Genomic DNA, 20,062 nt, shown 5'->3' on the forward strand with positions numbered 1-20,062 from the left:
ATTGGTAAGAATTAGATTTGCATGAACAACTATCATCTAATTAAGACGAAGAATTTCAATGAAAGTAAAAAATATTGTCATCGCCATTTTAGTCATTGCTCTCGGAGGAATGATTGTATACAGAATCACCAAGAACAAAGCCGAAAAAGGAAAAGACAAAAATGATAAAAAACCGCCTATTGGGGTTAGTGCGTTTGTTGTAAAAGGTCAAGATTTTTCCAATACCATTTCGCTTTCCGGTTCTATTGAAGCCAATGAGCAAATTGAAATCAGAAGTGAAGTTTCCGGAATTGTAGAAACCATTTCTTTCACAGAAGGCAGCAATGTCAGCAAAGGGCAAGTCTTATTTAAAGTCAATGATATAGAACTCAGAGCGCAATTGGCTCAAGCCAAAACCAGAGAAAGTTTGTCTTCAGAAAACGAAAGAAGAGCCAAATTACTGCTACAAAAAGAAGCCATCAGCCAAGAAGAATATGACATCGCCAGTGCCGATTTCAGAACCGCTAAAGCACAAACCCAATTGATACAAGCACAAATTGGTAAAACCACGGTAAGAGCACCATTTTCCGGAAAGATTGGTTTGAGAAGTATTTCTCCGGGAACTTATGTCACGCCGGCGACTTTGATAGCCAAATTAGTTAGTACCAATCCATTAAAAATCACGTTCTCTATTCCTGAAAAATACGCTTCTGAGATTAATAAAAATGCTGTAATCACTTTTACAGTGCCGAATGTAACCGACAAATTCACTGCCAAGATTTACGCTTTGGAACCGGCTATTGAAGCCACTACAAGAACATTGCAAATCAGAGCATTGACAGACAATTCTAACGGAAAATTATTGCCCGGAACTTTTGCGAATATCGAATTGCCTTTGAAAAACATCAAAGATGCTATCATCATTCCAACGGAAGCGATTGTTCCGATTCAAGATGGTAAAAAAGTGTTTATTGCCAACAACGGTAAGGCGAAAGAAATAAAAATTACAACCTTAACCCGAACCGATAAAGATGTTGTTGTTACTTCAGGGCTGAAAATCGGTGATACGGTACTGACTTCCGGAGTAATGTCCTTAAAAGAGGAAGCAGACATTAAAGTAAAACTTAAATAATTATGAGTTTATCCACTTTAAGTATCAAACGACCGGTTTTTACGATTGTAATTAACCTGACCATTGTTCTTTTCGGAATTATTGGTTACAGCTATTTGGGCGTAAGAGAATTTCCTTCAATTGATCCGGCGCAAATTTCGGTACGTACCAATTACACCGGTGCGAATGCCGAAATTATCGAATCGCAAATCACCGAACCTTTAGAAAAAGCCATCAATTCCATCGACGGAATTCGAAATATTACTTCTTCGAGTAACCAAGGTTCGAGTAATATTACTATCGAATTTAAGTTAGAGAAAAACCTGGAAGAAGCGGCCAATGATGTTCGTGATAAAGTATCGCAAGCCATCAGAAGTTTGCCGCAAGATATTGATGCACCTCCGGTAGTTTCTAAGGCAGATGCCGATTCTGAAGCGATTATTTCAATGACGGTTCAAAGCGATACCAAAAACGTATTGGAATTGAGCGATTATGCCGAAAATGTAATCGCCGAACGTTTGCAAACGATTCCCGGTGTGAGTAGCGTTCAAATTTGGGGACAAAAAAGATACTCGATGCGCATTTGGATTGATCCTGTAAAATTGAGTTCTTACGGCATTACCGTTTCGGAAGTCAGAGCCGCTTTGGAAAAACAAAATGTCGAATTACCCTCGGGAAAATTAACCGGTGCCAACACCGAGTTGATGGTTAAAACCATGGGGAACTTGTCGAATGAAACCGAATTCAACAATATCATTATTATTGCCAATGGAGATAAAACTGTTCGTTTGAGTGACATTGGTCGAGCCGAATTAGGTCCGGAGAATATTGAAACCCAGCTGAAAGCCAACGACCAACCGATGGTCGCTTTGGCAGTTATTCCACAACCCGGAACCAATTACTTAGATATAGCCGAAGAATTTTACAAACAATTCGACCTTTTCAAAAAAGATTTGCCTAAAGACATTCAAATTAATGTTGCTTTAGACAATACTCTTTTTATCAAAAAATCTGTTATTGAAGTAGCCGAAACCCTTTTGATTTCTATCATTTTGGTAATCTTAATTATCTTTTTATTTTTCCGTGATTGGTCTATCGCCTTCAGACCGTTAATTGATATTCCGGTTTCCTTGATTGCGACTTTTTTCATCATGTATTTGTGTGGTTTTTCGATAAATGTGTTAACCCTATTAGCCATCGTTTTAGCTACCGGATTAGTGGTTGACGACGGAATTGTAGTCACCGAAAATATCTTTAAAAAAGTCGAAGAAGGCATGTCGCCCATAGAAGCAGCAATCAAAGGCTCGAATGAGATTTTCTTTGCGGTGATTTCTATTTCCATCACTTTAGCGGCCGTATTTTTACCAATCATCTTCTTAGAAGGTTTTGTCGGTCGATTGTTCCGAGAGTTTGGCGTCGTCATTGGCGCAGCAGTGTTAATTTCTGCTTTTGTTTCGTTAACGCTTACGCCAATGTTGAACGCGTATTTGATGAAAGGCGGCGAACAAAAGAAAACCAAGTTCTACACTTTTACCGAACCTTATTTTGAAGGTTTAAACAAAGGATATGCCTCGGCTTTGGAAAGCTTTATGCAAAAAAAATGGTTCAGCTTTCCCATTGTAATTGTCTGTCTTGGACTCATTGCGCTATTCTTTTCTATTTTACCAAAAGAAACTGCACCTTATGATGACCGAAATCTGGTCGTTGTCGGTGTAACCACACCGGAAGGATCAACTTATGATTACACCGATCGTTTTATGCAGGATATGTCCAACTTAATCAACGACAGTATTCCTGAGAAAAAAATAGCCTTAGTCATTACTTCTCCCGGTTTCTTGTCTTCCTCAGTAAATGCAGGAAGAGTTCGATTAGCACTAAATGATCCTGAAGATCGTGAGCGTTCGCAAAAAGAAATTGCCGATGATTTCACCAAATGGACTAAAAAATATTCCCAAGCCAAAGTAACCGTTTCAGAACAACCTACCATTTCTGTAAACCGTCGTGGCGGTTTGCCTATACAATATATTATTCAGGCGCCCAACTTTGAACAATTGCGTGAAAAGATTCCGCTGTTTATGGAAGAAGCCAATAAAAATGAGACTTTCTCCAATGTAGATGTAAACCTGAAATTCAATAAACCCGAAATCAATGTAACTATCGACAGAGAAAAAGCAGAAAGTTTAGGCATTTCCGTTTTGGATGTGGCGCAAACATTGCAATTATCGTTAAGTGGACAACGTTTTGGTTACTTTATGAGAAACGGTAAACAATACCAAGTCATTGGACAATTTGACGAAAAAGACCGAGATGAACCGTTGGATTTAACTTCAATGTTTGTCAAAAATAATTTAGGCGAATTGATTCAGTTAGACAATGTCGTAAAAGTCGATGAACAAAGTAATCCACCGCAATTGTATCATAACAATCGCTATATGTCAGCAACCGTTTCCGCAGGTTTAGCACCGGGAAAAAGTATGGTTGACGGAATTGAAGCGATGGATGAAATCAAAGCCAAAGTCTTAGATAATAGTTTTACAACCGACTTAGGCGGAGAATCTCGTGACTTTGTAGAAAGTAGTTCGAATACCTTATTTGCTTTTGGGTTAGCCTTATTGTTAATTTATTTGATTTTGGCAGCGCAATTCGAGAGCTTTATCGATCCGTTTATTATTATTTTAACGGTGCCAATGGCGGTTGCAGGAGCATTGTTATCACTTTGGTTGTTTGGCCAAACTTGGAATATCTTTAGCCAAATCGGAACTGTAATGTTAATTGGACTCGTCACGAAGAACGGAATTCTGATCGTCGAATTTGCCAATAAATTGCGAGAACAAGGTTTGCCTAAATACGATGCTATTATTCAAGCTTCTGAAGCGCGTTTGCGTCCTATTTTGATGACTAGTTTAGCTATTGCTTTAGGCGCGTTACCAATTGCTTTATCTCTTGGTGCCGCTTCAACGAGTAGAATTGGAATGGGTGTTGTGATTGTTGGCGGAACTGTTTTCTCCTTGATTCTGACTTTATTCGTAATTCCGGCGTTCTATTTAATGTGGTCGAAAGCAAAGAAACACCGACCGGAATTTGACAATTTAGAAGCTTTAGACTCGAGGCTGAAAGCCGAACAGAACGCAAGTTAAAAGTAAAAACTATGAAATTCAATTCATTATATATCATCTTATTGTTGTTGGTTTTTGTGCCAAAAATACAATCACAAGAGTTATTAAAACTGGAAGATGCAGTTAAAATAGCTTTGGAAAACAACTATGAAATTAAGTTGTCCAAAAACGACTTAAAAATTGACGAACTCAACAATACCATCGGAAATGCCGGAATGTTGCCTACCGTTAGCGCCACTGTGGTAAACAACAACAGTATTTTAAATACCACACAAACCCAATCTGATGGTTCGGAGAGAACTTTGGATGGTGCTCGAAATTTAAATTTAACTTATGGTATTGGCTTAGATTGGACGGTTTTTGACGGCATGAGAATGTTTGCTCGAAAAGAGCAATTGAACATTTTACAAAAGCAAGGCGAAGCCGAATTAAAATTGGCTATCCTGACCAGAATCAGCGATGTGTATCTAAACTATTTCGACTTGGTACAACAGCAACAACAATTGGCTGCGATTGATACTGCAATTGTGATTTCAGAAGAAAGAGTGAATACGGCTCAAAACCGTTACAGCATTGGTAAAGCGGCAAAATTAGAAGTCCTAAACGCACAAGTTGACCTCAATGCTGACAAAAGCTTACGTCTCAAGCAAATTGAATTAATCAAAACTGCTAAAATTCGTTTGAATGAAATTCTAGCCCGCGATGTACAAACCGATTTCATAGTAACCGATGAAATTACTGTTGATGAACAACTCAAATATGACGAACTCAAATCATCGGCTGACCAACAAAACCCACAACTACAAGCGCAATTATTGAACAAAAATATCGCAGAACAACAACTCAAGCAAGTCAAAGCCGGTCGTTATCCGACAGTTAGGATTACTTCAGGTTACAATTTTACGCGTTCGGAAGCTTCGTTGGGTTTTGTTACGCAATCTTCGGGTAGAGGTTTGGTTTACGGCATCAATGCTTCGGTTCCTATCTTCAATGGTAGCCTCCAAAACCGAAATGAAAAAATTGCCAAAGTACAATTGGAAAGCGCCAACGTTACGTTGGAACAACAAAAAAGAAGTTTGGAAAGTCAATTGAATTCGGCGTTTGCGAGTTATGAAACCAATTTAGAACTTAGCAAAGTAGAAGCCAAAAACTTAGAGATAGCCGAGCAAAACTTAGACATTACGTTGTCTAAATTCAAAATCGGAACCATTACGCCTATCGAATTCAGAACAGCCCAACAGAATTTTTTGGATGCCAAAGTACGTTACAGCAATGCGATGTATTTGACTAAAATTCACGAAATCACCTTAAAAGAATTAGCAGGAAGTTTGAGTTTTTAATGTACTTTTGGTCTCAAATTTCGATATCAAAATGGTAAAATACAACCCAAAAGACTGGATTACTTTTATTTTCAGATTCCACAAAGCCGATACTTTCCGACAATTATTTCCGATGATGATTTTCATTGGATTGTATTCTGCCGGAATTTGCTATTTGGAAGTCGAATATTGGAAATTGTCCCAAGAAAGTCATGTCAAAAACATCTCCATCATGCATGGCATGTTAGGTTTTGTAATTTCTTTATTATTGGCTTATCGCACGAATACTGCTTACGACCGTTGGTGGGAAGGCCGAAAACTTTGGGGTTCATTGGTAAACAACAGTCGAAACTTAGCCATCAAACTTTCGGCTATGTTGAACGACGAGCACGATAAAAGGTACTTGCGCTTTTTGATTCCGACTTATGCTTCCATTTTATCCAAACATTTGAGTAATGAAGAAGTCGGCCAAATTCTTTTTGAAGATGTTGAATTAAAAATCAACCACGAAAAGCACAAACCGAATCAAGTAGCACAAGTATTGTTTAAAAAGATACACGACTTACACCAATCGGGTAAAATTTCCGGTGACCAATTGATTATTTTGAACTCCGAGTTACAATCGTTTACTGATGTTTGCGGTGCTTGTGAACGTATCAAAAACACGCCTATTCCCTACTCTTACAGCGCTTTCATCAAGAAGTTTATTTTCTTTTACGTAATGACATTACCTTTTGGTTACGTATTTAGTTTGGGTTATTATGTGATTCCTGTCGTGGTTTTTATTTTTTATGTTTTAGCAAGTTTAGAGTTAATTGCCGAAGAAATTGAAGATCCTTTTGGTACTGATGCCAACGACTTACCAACGGGTAAAATCGCGGAAAACATCAAACGACACATAGAAGAAATACTGTAACCATTGTATGTTTCAATTGCGATTTATTTTGAAAAGCCAAACGTTTTCATTAGCCCCGATTCCTTCGGCAGTCGCTTCGCTCGTGTGGAGCTAGCTACCGTGTAGCGCGGATAGCGGGAGGAGGTTTTCTTAAATAAGAAAATGCGATGCTTCTAATTGAAAATATTACCCAACAATCATCGATAAACGACACAATTTTGTTTTATCTCTCATCAGCAATAACTATATTTGCACCCTTAAAGTACAATACATGAGAATCTCTTACAATTGGTTAAAACAATTCATTAAAATAGATTTAAAATCAGAAGAAACCGCAGCCATCTTAACCGATTTAGGTTTGGAAGTGGAAGTTGTTGAAAAATACCAATCGGTTCGCGGCGGATTAGAAGGCGTTGTCGTTGGTCACGTCCTGACTTGCGAAAAACATCCCGATGCTGACCGATTAAAAATTACTACCGTTGATTTAGGCGAAGGTTCTCCGGTGCAAATTGTATGCGGTGCTGCGAATGTAGCGGCTGGTCAAAAAGTACCGGTAGCGACTATCGGAACCAAATTGTTTGACGCAGCAGGCGTTGAATTCGAAATCAAAAAAGGAAAAATCCGCGGACAAGAAAGTCACGGAATGATTTGTGCCGAAGACGAACTTGGTTTAGGAACAAGTCATGACGGGATTATGGTTTTGGACGCCAATTTAAAACCGGGAACGCCTTGTGCCAAAGTATTCAATATAGAAAATGACGAAGTGTTCGAAATTGGTTTAACACCCAACCGTGCCGATGCGATGTCACATTATGGCGTAGCGCGTGATTTGCGTGCCAGTCTGTTACAAAAAAACAGCAACATCGAGTTGATTACACCTTCGGTAAGTACTTTCAGAATTGACAAACGAACTTTAAAAATAGACGTTGATGTTAAAGACAGCAAGTTGGCACCAAGATATTGCGGTGTTACGCTTTCAGGCTTGACCGTAAAACCTTCACCGGAATGGTTGCAAAATCGTTTGAAAGCGATTGGACTTACACCAAAAAATAACATCGTTGACGTTACCAATTATATTTTACACGATTTAGGTCAACCGCTTCACGCTTTTGATGCTGCGAAAATCAATGGAAAAATTGTGGTGCAAACTGCGGTTGCCGGCACAAAATTTACCACTTTAGACGACGTTGAAAGAACGTTACACGAAGAAGATTTGATGATTTGTGACGAAAAAGGACCATTGTGCATCGCCGGAGTTTTTGGAGGAAAAGGGTCAGGCGTTTCAGAGACTACCAATTCTATTTTCTTGGAAAGCGCCTATTTCAATCCGGTTTCTATCAGAAAATCGGCTAAAAGACATGCTTTGAATACCGATGCTTCTTTCCGTTTTGAAAGAGGAATCGACCCGAATATTACCGAATTTGCATTGAAACGTGCCGCACTTTTGATTAAAGAAGTAGCCGGTGGCGAAATCACTTCGGACATTGTAGATTTTTACCCAAAAAAGATTGAAGACTTCCCGGTTCTTTTAAATTTTGATAAAACGTCAAAATTAATTGGGCAAGAATTACCTAAAGAAACCATCAAGAAAATCTTGGCATCATTGGACATCAAAGTCAACAGCGTTTCCGATGCAGGTTTGGGATTAATTATTCCGTCTTACCGTGTGGATGTGCAACGTGAAGTCGATGTAATTGAGGAAATTCTACGTGTTTATGGTTACAATAACATCAATTTTACCAAAAAGTTGAATGCTACGGTTTCCAATTCGGCACGAACAGAAGATTATAAAGTACAGAATATCATCGCCGCACAGTTGAACGGTCTAGGTTTCCACGAAATGATGGCGAATTCCTTGACTACGCCGGATTATGTTGGTTTGTCCGAAATGCTGAAAGAAGAGTACAACGTCATGATGTTGAATCCGTTGAGCAATGACTTGTCGGCGATGCGTCAGTCGATGCTATTCTCGGGTTTAGAAGCCGTTTCGTATAACATTAACCGCAGAAATGGTGATTTGAAATTATTCGAATTAGGGAAAACTTATCATAAAGAACTGAACGGCTATAACGAACCAAAGCACTTGACGTTATTCGTTTCAGGAAACCGAAATGAAGAAAGTTGGACCAATGCTCAAAAACCTTCGGATTTCTTTTTATTCAAAGGTTATGTTACTTCAGTTTTAGACCGATTGGGCATTACCAAAGTACAAAACAAACCGGTAACCTCTGATGTATTTGCTGAAGGCTTGGCAATCGCTTCGGGTAATGATACTTTGGTGGAATTTGGTACCGTAAAGAAATCGATTTTGAAACATTTCGATATCAAACAAGAAGTGTTCTTTGCTGATTTCAATTGGAACTTAATTTTAAAACTTATCGGCAGCAAAATCAAATTTACTGACATTCCGAAATATCCTGAAGTACGCAGAGATTTAGCGCTTTTAGTAGACGAATCAGTAGCTTTTGATGCGATTTATAACATTGCGCGTCAAACAGAGAAATCACTTTTAAAAGACATTAATTTATTCGATGTTTACCAAGGTAAAAACCTACCGGAAGGCAAAAAATCATATGCGGTGAGTTTCACTTTACAAGACAATTCCAAAACCTTAACCGACGAGCAAATTGACAAAATCATGAACAAGTTGCAGAAGAATATGGAAAATGAATTGGGTGCGAGTTTGAGATAAATATTATTCGTAGAGACGTGATTAATTGTAGAGACGTGATTAATCGTAGAGACGCGATTAATCGTAGAGACGCGATTAATCGCGTCTCTACGTGTTACATATAAATAGAAATGCTCGAAGAAATTCGGGCATTTTTTATTTATATTTAAACTTTAATAGACTCAGTATGAAAAACTCAAGTGTCCTTTTACTACTTTTTGTTCTTTATAGTTGTAATAAAAGTGAAGACAAGACTATTCTTGACTTGCTTGTACAAAACAATAAGTATTATAGCGTTCAGTTAGAAGAATACAAACTTGAATTAGAACAGCAGAGAGAAGATGATCCAAGAAGGTTTGATGAAGAATACTTTAAATCCATTGGCGAAAATTTTGATGCCATTCAAAAACTTAAAAATAAATCTGATTACGATACAATCTTTGAAAAAATAAAAGGGTTAGGATATGAAAATAAAATCGGCAAAACCATAAAGTCAATCCTGTCAGACGAAAAAGAGGTTCTTAAGAATAATTTGTATGTAAATTTATTAAACGTGATTCATGCTAAAAAGCTAAATTCGGCAATATCCTCCTCCACTCGTTGTGGAACTAGTGAATACTTTAAAATTGTAAAAAAAATTGAAAATGATTCAGTTTCATTGGACTTCTATACCTTTAATAATTATCAGATTAATATTGATTCCATTAAAGACGGAAATGTCGCAATCTATGATTATAAATCAGGCAAGGTTCATAAAGTCTGGAATATAAAATACAAAGCCATATCTAAAAACACTAATTGCCGTGGAAAAATATTTTTCACGCATCCCTATTTTGACAACTTTTCTATGGTTCAGGAATTTGATGATAAAAATGCTCTGAGTGAAAACCCATTTTAAATAAAAAATCAAGGGTTCCAATTTCGTGTTATTTAAAATTATATTTCATCCAAAGCAGCTTTGAGCACTAATGCTTCCTTTTCCAAAATAGCCTGATGTATCCGGAACTTTAATAAAGGCAATCCGGTTTTATCTATCCCTTTTTTGGCTGTTGTTTCTATTGCCTTTAAGGTGTTTATCATTGGTTCAGTAATCTCCTGCGAGGAAGCTAAAAAGTCTGTCAACTGCAACATCCTTATATGAGCTTCATACTTTTTGCTGCTTGTTGCTATTTTTCGGGTTACCTTTAATAACTGGTATTGATTTTCTTTTAACAAAGCTTCCAGTACTTTTCTTTTTTCATTTTCCTGATGAATAGCAGATGGCAAAGCTTTGAAATCTCGGGCTTCCGAATTCATAAGTTGCATTTTTATGTTGCCGAGTAAGATCAAGGCCGCTGTTGGCAAACTCCTTTTACCGGATTCATACATAGACCACTGAGCTCTGCTAATTTTTAACAACATGGCCATCTCCAATTGGGTGATACCTAACAACTCCCTAATATTATCGCGCTTTTCCATTGGCTTACCTTTTTATCGATTCCAACAAAAACGCTGCCAAAGTGTTTCATTTTCTTTTTCTAAAATAAATTTGAAACAGTTGTTGTTGCAAATTTTGTATTGCAATCTCATTTTGAAACAAGAAATTTTCTATTAAATGAGAGACGCGATTAATCGCGTCTCTACGTGATGCATATAAACAAAAAAAGCCCCGATTTCTCGAGGCTTTCTATTATTCAAAAACAAGAATTATTTCTTTTTCTCGTTCTTTTCCATTTTTGCTTTTAATCCGGCAAGAATGTCATTGTTATCTCCAAGAGTTGAAGCAGGAGCATTGTTATTAGAAGCTACTGATTCAGCAACCGCTTTAACGTTTTTCTCTTCTTCTTCTCTAAAAATAGCAGTGTGTGAAGCTACAACTCTTTTGAATTCTTTGTTGAACTCAATTACTTTGAATTCTGCTTCATCACCTTTTTTCAATTTCTTACCATCTTCTTTTTCTAAGTGACGTGTTGGAATAAACGCAACAACATCATCTCCGAAATCTACAGTAGCACCTTTGTCAACAATCTCAGCGATAGTTCCGTTGTGGATAGTTCCAACAGCGAAAGCATCTTCATGTTTGTCCCAAGGATTAGCAGTAGTTTGTTTGTGACCTAAAGATAACTTACGACCGTCAACATCTAATTCTAATACTACTACCTCTAATTGATCACCTACGTTCACAAACTCTGATGGATGTTTGATTTTCTTAGTCCAAGATAAATCAGAGATATACACTAAACCGTCGATTCCTTCTTCTAACTCAACGAATATACCGAAGTTAGTAAAGTTTCTAACGATACCTGTGTGTTTAGAACCTACAGGATATTTAGACGTGATATCTGTCCATGGATCTTGTGTCATTTGTTTGATACCTAAAGACATTTTTCTATCATCTCTATCAAGAGTCAAGATAACGGCTTCAACTACATCACCAACTTTAACGAAATCCTGAGCACTTCTCAAGTGAGTTGACCAAGACATTTCAGAAACGTGGATCAAACCTTCAACACCTTCAGCCACTTCGATAAATGCACCGTAATCAGCGATTACTACTACTTTACCTTTTACTTTGTCTCCAATAGTTAATTTAGAGTCTAAAGCATCCCATGGATGAGCGTTTAATTGTTTTAAACCTAATTGGATTCTTGTTTTCTCATCATCGAAATCAAGGATAACCACGTTTAATTTTTGGTCTAATTCCAATACTTCACTTGGGTGATTGATTCTTGACCAAGAAAGGTCAGTAATGTGGATTAATCCATCAACACCACCTAAATCAATAAACACACCATAAGAAGTAATGTTTTTAACAACACCTTCTAATACTTGTCCTTTTTCTAATTGACCAATGATTTCTTTTTTCTGAACTTCGATGTCAGCTTCGATAAGCGCTTTGTGTGAAACAACAACGTTTTTGAATTCGTGGTTAATTTTTACCACTTTGAATTCCATCATTTTGTTTACGTATACATCGTAATCACGGATTGGTTTCACATCAATTTGTGATCCCGGTAAAAACGCTTCGATACCGAAAACGTCAACGATCATACCACCTTTAGTTCTACATTTTACGAAACCGTTAACGATTTCTCCTGTTTCATTGGCAGCAATCACTCTATCCCATGATTTGATAGTTCTTGCTTTTCTGTGTGATAATACCAATTGACCTGTTTTGTCCTCACGAACGTCAATTAATACTTCAACTTTGTCACCCACTTTTAAAGCCGGGTTGTAACGGAACTCATTTAAAGAGATAACTCCTTCTGATTTCGCGTTAATGTCAACGATGGCGTCTCTGTCAGTGATTCTAACTACCACACCTTCTACTACTTCTTCTTGATCCGTAGAAATGAAAGTTTTAGTTACTAAATCTTCAAACTCTTGTAAGTTTTTCTGATCTACTGCATCAATTCCTTCTGCGTAATTGTGCCAGTTAAATTCGTTTAAAAACGCTTGTTGTTCTTTGTTTAATTCAGACATGCTGATAAAAAATTTGTATGCTGTGCTTCTTGAGTTTCTTAATGCGATAGACAACACAACAGTGTTAGATATAAATTGTTGAACCCTAATGGAAACTCTACTCCGCCAAAAGGACTGCAAAAGTAAACATAATTTCTTAATTACAAAACAATTAACACAAGAAAATAGACAAAAGAACAAAGAGAAAAGAGGTTCAGATTTAGGAGCGAATGGATTGGGAATCATTGGTTTCCGTTTTCCTGCTTTCCGTTCTACTTCGTGCCACTACAATCAGGGCTAAATGAGGATTGGTCTGGTATTCTTGGCAACAAAAAAAGACCTAACAGGTTTTAAAAACGGGTTAGGTCTAAATAATAATAAATGGTATCTTGTAATCCAATTACAAAACCTATGCTAAACGACACACCAAAAAAGGAATCCATCTTATTTACCATCGCAACCAATCTAACGTTTTGGGTGTTAATCGCTATAGTTTTCGGTGTGTTACTCGGTCATTTCCAACCTCAAACCGGACAAGAAATGAAAATCGTAGGGGATTCGTTTATCCAATTGGTCAAAATTTTTATCGGACCAATCATTTTCTTAACCATCGTTTTAGGAATCGCTGGTATAGGCGATTTAAAAAAAGTCGGGCGCATCGGCATCAAAGCATTAATCTATTTTGAAATCGTAACCACTTTGGCTTTAGCCATTGGTGTCGTTGCAGCTTATATCATCCAACCCGGAAAAATTGACAAATCGGGTTTAGACATTCAGGATGCGAGCAAATATACTTCCGCCACGTCTGCTGAATTCAATTGGCTCGAGTTTTTCCTGAGCAACTTTACACTCCAAGTTTTGGTCGTTGCCATCATTTGTGGCATTTTATTAAATTATTACAGCAAAAGACAAAAAGTGGTTGATGTTTTATACATCGTTTCAAAATATGTTTTCAAGGCTTTAAAAATTGTGATGTATCTCGCTCCGCTAGGTGCTTTTGGCGGTATGGCTTATACCGTTGGAAAATTTGGATTGCATACTTTAATTCCCTTAGGGAAATTGATGCTGACCGTTTATGTTACGATGGCAATTTTTATATTTGTCATCCTTGGAAGTATTCTTCGTTACTACAAAATAAGTATCTGGGATTTTATCAAATACTTAAAAGCCGAATTATTGATTGTCCTTGGCACTTCCTCTTCGGAACCGGCTTTGCCCAATTTAATGAATAAACTCGAAAAAATGGGTTGTAGTAAATCAGTAGTTGGATTAGTAGTGCCAACGGGTTATTCGTTTAACTTGGACGGAACCGCGATTTACCTTTCGATGGCGATTATTTTTCTGGCGCAATTGTACAATGTTGAGCTAAGCTTTATGGAAATCCTAACCATAATCGGATTACTAATGATTACGTCAAAAGGCGCGGCCGGAGTAACCGGAAGTGGTTTTATTGTTTTGGCTTCGACCTTAACGGCAATTCACAAAATCCCGTTAGAAGGTTTGGCTTTTCTGTTAGGCGTCGATAAATTCATGAGCGAAGCGCGAGCCATCACCAATTTCATTGGAAACGGTGTCGCTGCCATCGTCATTTCTAAAAACGAAAATGAATTTGTAAATCCGGAAAACCCCATGGATTTGGATTAATTGATCAATAAAAAAGCCTTTCAAAATTGAAAGGCTTGTATTTTTAATGACTAACATTGGCCACAGTATTCGGGTCGTGCTTGTGTTTGAACAATACTGCAAATGCAATGGCAATTACTAATGAGTAGACTGCAAAAGCCAACCAGATGCTGTGCCAATCTCGAGCACCATCATGAGTAAAGAATTTTTCAATCGCCCATCCTGAAGTAAAACTTCCTAATATCGCACCAACACCATTGGTCATCATCATAAACAATCCTTGGGCTGACGAACGAATTTTGGCATCCGTAGAAGTTTCCACAAATAAAGAACCGGAAATATTAAAGAAATCAAACGCCATTCCGTAAACAATACATGACATGATAATCATCCATAACCCATCAGTTGGATTGCCATAAGCGAATAATCCGAAACGCAAAACCCAAGCAAACATCGAGATTAACATCACTTGCTTGATTCCGAATCGTTTTAAGAAAAACGGAATGGCTAAAATAAATAAAGTCTCCGAAACTTGAGAAATAGACATGATGATGGTTGAATATTTAACCACAAATGAATCGGCATATTCAGGAACATTTTTAAACTCATCTAAAAAAACATCTCCATAAGCATTGGTCAACTGCAAAGCGCCACCCAAAAACATAGAGAATATAAAGAACAATGCCATTTTATAAGTTCCAAATAATTTAAAAGCTTCCAATCCTAAAGACTCAACAAAGGAAGATTTATCAACTTTGGTATGTTGCGGCTTACATTTCGGCAAGGTAAAAGCATACAATCCTAATAAAATAGCAGCAATACCGGCAATGTAAAACTGATAAGCTGTAGCTTTATTTCCTGACAAATTAGTCAACCACATGGCGGCAATAAAACCAATCGTTCCCCAAACCCTAATCGGTGGAAAATCTTTCACGACATCACTATCTTTACTGTTTTTTAAAGCAGTATAGGAAATAGAATTGGATAAGGCAATCGTCGGCATGTAAAAACACATTGCCAAAAGCATTACATAAATAAAATTATCAGGAGTAGTTACTTGTGGAAGATAAAATAAAACCAAGGCATACAATATGTGAAGAATGCCGTATAGTTTTTCGGCGTTAACCCAACGGTCAGCCATAATTCCGGTTAAGGTTGGCATGAACAAAGAAGCAATTCCCATAGTACCGAATACCAAGCCGAATTGTGTTCCATCCCATTGTTTGGTTCCGAACCAAAAGTTGGCAATCGTAATAAGCCACGCACCCCAAACAAAGAACTGAAAGAAGTTCATGGCAATTAATCTGTTTTTTATACTCATAATAGTGGTTTTTGGTTTTATAATAACAACCCGTAAATCTACTATTTATATTGAGATAAACAAATAGTTACAACGATTTCGAAACTTTATTGACTAAGCCCAAAACTTCTTCAAACTGTTCTTCACGAGTTAGCGAAGAATTATCAATTTCAATCGCACCATCTGCCATGACTAAAGGAGAATCATCTCTGTGTGTATCAATATAATCGCGTTCTTCGACGTTCTTTAAAACGGCTTCGAATGAAACGTTTTGTCCTTTGGCTTGTAATTCGTCGAAACGACGACGTGCGCGCGTTTCCGGACTGGCGGTCATGAATACTTTGAGTTCAGCATCCGGAAAAACAACGGTTCCGATATCGCGACCGTCCATGACAATCCCTTTTCCTTTGCCCATTTCTTGCTGTTGTTCGACCAATTTGGCACGAACTTCAGAAACTTCAGCTACTTTGCTCACAAAACCGGAAACTTCTATAGTTCTGATAGCAGATTCAACATTCTCATCATTCAAATACATTTCGGCGAAACCCAATTCTGAGTTGAACTCGAAATGTAATTTGATAAAAGGCAAAGAGTTGATTAAAGTTTCCTTGTCAAAAAAATCGGTGCCAATACAACCATTTTGCATCGCAAAATAAGTCACTGCGCGATACATCGCACCCGAATCTACATAAACATATCCTAAATGTTTCGCCAATTGTTTGGCTAAAGTGCTCTTTCCTGTGGAAGAAAATCCGTCAATGGCAATGGTAATTTTTTTACTCACAATTATAAAATTATTTTTTGATGTTCGTGAACCTGCGGTTTCATTAGTATTTAATATCTGTTCCCTGAAAAATCGATAGTCAAACCAAACAAACTTGTGTTGGCCGCCAAAGTATATCTGGAATAGGAATAATTGAATTTTAAATTATTGACTTTCAGTCCGAAACCAACCGAGATTCCGGAGAAATTTCGTTGCTCTAAGATACGTAATTCTTCTGCTCGTCTGAAATTATAACCCAATCTGAGGTTGAATCCTTTGTCGGGAAACAATTCGGCTCCCACAATAACATGTCGTAAAGCGTTGTTGAAAAATGAAACTTTTTCAGGTGTCGAACCGCCATCTAAATTTCCTTCTGCCCTATTTGGGTTCGCAAAAGCCACTTGCCATTGTTGCATGTTTTCCAAAGTCAAGTGCCAACGAATCGGTACGTTTTCCATCAATTGAGAAACGCCAATTAATACTTCTAAAGGAAGTTTTTCACGAGTTTCAGCATAAGGTGTAATTTGCGTTCCAATATTTCGGATAGAGATTGCCCAATTGACATCATTTCGAGTGTCTATAAACAAGGCTCCAATATCAACTGCCGCCCCATAAGAATTGTAACTTTCTAAAGTAGAAGAAATCAGTTTGGCATTGGCACCAATATAAAAATCAGAAAAAGGAATGTTGTAAGCATATCCAAAAGACAAGGCTATTTCACTTCCGGTAAAGCTTGATGTTTGCTGACCGTTTTCGTCATAACCGTCAAATTTTCCATAGTTAACATAGTTTACGCCACCAAAAAACGTTTGCACATGTCGGTCATAAGTATAAGCGTAAGAAGCTGTTCCGTAAGTCACTTCGCCAAAATAACTACCGTAATTCAACGATAATTTATTGTCCATTTCGCCATTGATACAAGCCGGATTAAAATGCGCTTGATTGACATCTTGGTCGTAAAAAGTAATCACTTTTCCGCCAATAGCCGCTTGTCTTGGTGAAGTCACTAAGTTTAGAAATTGGTATACTGACTTTCCTCCAACTTGTCCGAAAGAGATCAAATTGGCGAGGCAAAATACAATACAAATTGTTGTTCTAAACATTAAAATAGACTTATGGCTATACACTATAACGGAAATGCGAAGATATTATTTTATATCGGAGGAAAAAAGTTAATAAAAAAAGGCATCAGCGTTATTTTGCTCATGCCTTTCAACCTTTTATTTTGAATTTTATTTTAGTGTTTTAGCATTTTTTACCTTTTGGTTGGTCAAGGCGAAATCAATCACTTCACTCATTTCTTTTACGTAATGAAACGTCAAACCATCAATATATTCAGGCTTGATTTCATCAATGTCGCTTTTGTTTTCGTGACACAAAATGATTTCTTTGATGTTGGCTCTTTTGGCTGCCAATATTTTTTCTTTGATACCACCAACCGGTAATACTTTACCACGAAGCGTAATTTCTCCGGTCATGGCCAAGTTTTTCTTCACTTTCTTTTGCGTAAATAATGACACTAAAGAAGTCAACATCGCAATTCCGGCACTTGGTCCGTCTTTTGGCGTAGCACCTTCCGGAACGTGTAAGTGGATGTTGTATTTGGCAATCATTTCAGGATCAAGCCCAAAAATTTCTGCGTTGGCTTTAATATATTCTAAAGCAATCGTCGCTGATTCTTTCATTACTGTCCCTAAATTTCCGGTCAAGGTTAAAGTCCCTTTTCCGGCAGAAATTAAAGATTCAATAAATAAAATATCACCACCAACCGATGTCCAAGCCAATCCGGTCACCACTCCGGCTACATCATTGCTTTCGGATTTGTCTCGGGCTAATTTTGGTGCACCAAGAATAGTCACGATATCTTCATCAGTTACTTTCTTGTTGTATTCTTCTTCCATTGCTACTGATTTGGCTGCATTTCTAATCACCTGAGCAATTTTGGCTTCCAAACTACGCACACCGGATTCACGAGTATACCCTTCAACAATTTTTTCTAATTGTCTTTTTCCTATCGTTAAATCTTTAGTAGTTAAACCGTGTTCCTTTAATTGCTTTGGTAACAAATGTTGGCGCGCAATTTCGGTTTTTTCTTCGATGGTATAACCGGTCATTTTAATGACTTCCATTCTATCTTTCAACGCCGGTTGAATGGCTGACATATTATTCGAAGTTGCAATGAACATTACTTTGGACAGGTCGTAACCCATTTCGAGGAAATTATCGTAGAATTCGCTATTTTGTTCCGGATCTAAAACCTCTAACAAAGCCGAAGACGGATCGCCTTGGTGACTGTTAGACAATTTATCGATTTCATCCAGAACAAACACCGGATTGGAAGTTCCCGCTTTTTTCAAACTTTGGATGATTCTTCCCGGCATCGCACCAATATAGGTTTTACGATGTCCGCGAATTTCAGCTTCGTCACGCAAACCGCCTAAAGAAACGCGAACATATTCTCTGCCTAAAGCTTCAGCAATAGATTTTCCGATTGACGTTTTACCAACACCCGGAGGACCGGTTAAACAGATGATTGGCGATTTCATGTCATTTCGCAATTTCAAAACCGCTAAATGCTCAATGATTCTTTTCTTAACATCTTCTAAACCGAAATGGTCACGGTCTAATATTTTCTGAGCGCGTTTTAAATCGAAATTGTCTTTGGAAAAATGGTTCCAAGGCAATTCTAAAAACAGCTCTAAGTAGTTTCTTTGGATACCAAAATCGGGTGCTTGCGGATTCATACGCTGCATTTTGGAAATTTCTTTCTCAAAATGTTTGGCAGTTTTTTCGTCCCAAGTTTTGGTTTTGGCTTTGATGCGCATTTCTTCAATTTCCTGCTCATACGAAACGCCACCCAATTCTTCTTGGATGGTTTTCATTTGCTGTTGCAAGAAATATTCGCGTTGTTGTTGGTCTAAATCGAAACGAACTTTAGACTGAATATCGTTTTTCAATTCCAATTTTTGCAACTCTACGTTCATATAACGCAAGGTTTCCAAAGCTCTTTCTTTCAAAACGTTAATCATCAATAAATCCTGTTTCTCTTTTACCGTAAGGTTCATATTAGAAGAAACAAAATTGATTAAGAAAGATTGACTTTCTATATTTTTTATAGCGAATGTCGCTTCGGTTGGAATATTTGGACTTTCCTTGATAATCTCAATCGCCAATTCTCTGATAGAATCCACTATGGCTTGAAATTCGGTATCTTTTTTGGTCGGACGCTTTTCTTCAACTTCTTTGATAGTCGCTTTCAGATAAGGACTTTCTGCTGTAACTTCGTTTATTTCGAAACGCTTTTTACCTTGTAAAATAACCGTAATATTACCATCGGGCATTTTTAAAACCCTTAGAATTTGGGCTACTGTTCCCACAGTATGAATGTCATTTTTGGTTGGATCTTCATCGTCTTCATTCTTCTGAGCGACTACACCGATAATCTTATTGCCGGCATTGGCATCATTGATTAACTTGATGGATTTGTCTCTTCCGGCGGTAATTGGAATTACTACTCCCGGAAATAAAACGGTGTTTCTCAAAGGCAAAATAGGTAATGAATTGGGTAATTCTTCCTTATTCATTTCCTCTTCATCTTCGGGAGTTAAAAGCGGAATTAAATCGGTTTGTTCATCGAATTCCTGCAATGACAGACTGTCAAGAGTTAAAATATTGTGGTTTGACATGTGGTACTTGATTTAGTCAAATTGACATTAAAAATAAATAATGCTTGACAAAAGTAGGACATCTTTAGATACAAATAAATTATAATCGACGTACTACAAATGATTTAGGTTTAAATAAACCTAAAACTTTATATCGTTAAGCGCAATGGTAGGACAAG

The 20,062-nt window shown here is 37.4% G+C and carries 14 protein-coding genes; 8 read left to right on the forward strand and 6 right to left on the reverse strand.

Annotated features, from left to right (window positions below; all coding sequences use genetic code 11):
• Nucleotides 1-58 precede the first annotated feature (58 nt).
• From B3C16_RS10770 to B3C16_RS10795, 6 genes are all read left to right on the forward strand, one after another.
• Complete coding sequence (locus B3C16_RS10770) at nucleotides 59-1,111, forward strand: efflux RND transporter periplasmic adaptor subunit (protein ID WP_291131531.1); 1,053 nt, start codon at nucleotides 59-61, stop codon at nucleotides 1,109-1,111.
• Between the two features lie 2 nt (nucleotides 1,112-1,113).
• Nucleotides 1,114-4,227, forward strand: coding sequence for an efflux RND transporter permease subunit (locus B3C16_RS10775; protein WP_291131533.1), 3,114 nt, complete (start codon nucleotides 1,114-1,116; stop codon nucleotides 4,225-4,227).
• A gap of 11 nt (nucleotides 4,228-4,238) precedes the next feature.
• Complete coding sequence (locus tag B3C16_RS10780) at nucleotides 4,239-5,546, forward strand: TolC family protein (protein ID WP_121313125.1); 1,308 nt, start codon at nucleotides 4,239-4,241, stop codon at nucleotides 5,544-5,546.
• A gap of 31 nt (nucleotides 5,547-5,577) precedes the next feature.
• Nucleotides 5,578-6,441 (forward strand): bestrophin family protein, encoded by an 864-nt coding sequence (locus B3C16_RS10785; RefSeq protein ID WP_121313124.1) that lies wholly within the window; start codon nucleotides 5,578-5,580, stop codon nucleotides 6,439-6,441.
• Nucleotides 6,442-6,652: 211 nt separating this feature from the next.
• The gene (gene pheT, locus B3C16_RS10790; protein WP_349680459.1) at nucleotides 6,653-9,112 is read left to right on the forward strand and encodes a phenylalanine--tRNA ligase subunit beta; all 2,460 of its coding nucleotides are present in this window, start codon (nucleotides 6,653-6,655) and stop codon (nucleotides 9,110-9,112) included.
• 166 nt (nucleotides 9,113-9,278) lie between these two features.
• Entirely contained in the window at nucleotides 9,279-9,989 is a 711-nt protein-coding gene (locus B3C16_RS10795; protein WP_291131537.1) for a hypothetical protein, read from the forward strand.
• A gap of 38 nt (nucleotides 9,990-10,027) precedes the next feature.
• Here the strand turns inward: B3C16_RS10795 and B3C16_RS10800 are convergent, their stop codons facing one another.
• Nucleotides 10,028-10,549, reverse strand: coding sequence for a helix-turn-helix domain-containing protein (locus B3C16_RS10800; RefSeq protein ID WP_291131538.1), 522 nt, complete (start codon nucleotides 10,547-10,549; stop codon nucleotides 10,028-10,030).
• 228 nt (nucleotides 10,550-10,777) lie between these two features.
• Entirely contained in the window at nucleotides 10,778-12,553 is a 1,776-nt protein-coding gene (gene rpsA, locus B3C16_RS10805; protein WP_121313120.1) for a 30S ribosomal protein S1, read from the reverse strand.
• 88 nt (nucleotides 12,554-12,641) lie between these two features.
• On the opposite strand from rpsA, the gene B3C16_RS10810 reads away from it, so the two are divergent.
• Nucleotides 12,642-12,833, forward strand: a complete 192-nt coding sequence (locus B3C16_RS10810) for a hypothetical protein (RefSeq protein ID WP_291131539.1) — start codon at nucleotides 12,642-12,644, stop codon at nucleotides 12,831-12,833.
• Nucleotides 12,834-12,943: 110 nt separating this feature from the next.
• Nucleotides 12,944-14,176, forward strand: coding sequence for a cation:dicarboxylate symporter family transporter (locus B3C16_RS10815; RefSeq protein WP_291131541.1), 1,233 nt, complete (start codon nucleotides 12,944-12,946; stop codon nucleotides 14,174-14,176).
• Nucleotides 14,177-14,219: 43 nt separating this feature from the next.
• Here the strand turns inward: B3C16_RS10815 and B3C16_RS10820 are convergent, their stop codons facing one another.
• The 4 genes from B3C16_RS10820 to lon form a co-directional block, all read right to left on the reverse strand.
• Nucleotides 14,220-15,476, reverse strand: coding sequence for a nucleoside permease (locus B3C16_RS10820; protein WP_291131543.1), 1,257 nt, complete (start codon nucleotides 15,474-15,476; stop codon nucleotides 14,220-14,222).
• Between the two features lie 67 nt (nucleotides 15,477-15,543).
• Nucleotides 15,544-16,239, reverse strand: a complete 696-nt coding sequence (gene cmk / locus B3C16_RS10825) for a (d)CMP kinase (RefSeq protein ID WP_291131545.1) — start codon at nucleotides 16,237-16,239, stop codon at nucleotides 15,544-15,546.
• Between the two features lie 50 nt (nucleotides 16,240-16,289).
• The gene (gene porQ / locus B3C16_RS10830; RefSeq protein ID WP_121313117.1) at nucleotides 16,290-17,321 is read right to left on the reverse strand and encodes a type IX secretion system protein PorQ; all 1,032 of its coding nucleotides are present in this window, start codon (nucleotides 17,319-17,321) and stop codon (nucleotides 16,290-16,292) included.
• A gap of 129 nt (nucleotides 17,322-17,450) precedes the next feature.
• Nucleotides 17,451-19,904 (reverse strand): endopeptidase La, encoded by a 2,454-nt coding sequence (gene lon, locus B3C16_RS10835; protein ID WP_291131548.1) that lies wholly within the window; start codon nucleotides 19,902-19,904, stop codon nucleotides 17,451-17,453.
• Between the last annotated feature and the right edge of the window lie 158 nt (nucleotides 19,905-20,062).

It is taken from the genome of Flavobacterium sp. UBA7682, assembly GCF_002482945.1.
Taxonomy (GTDB): Bacteria; Bacteroidota; Bacteroidia; order Flavobacteriales; family Flavobacteriaceae; genus Flavobacterium.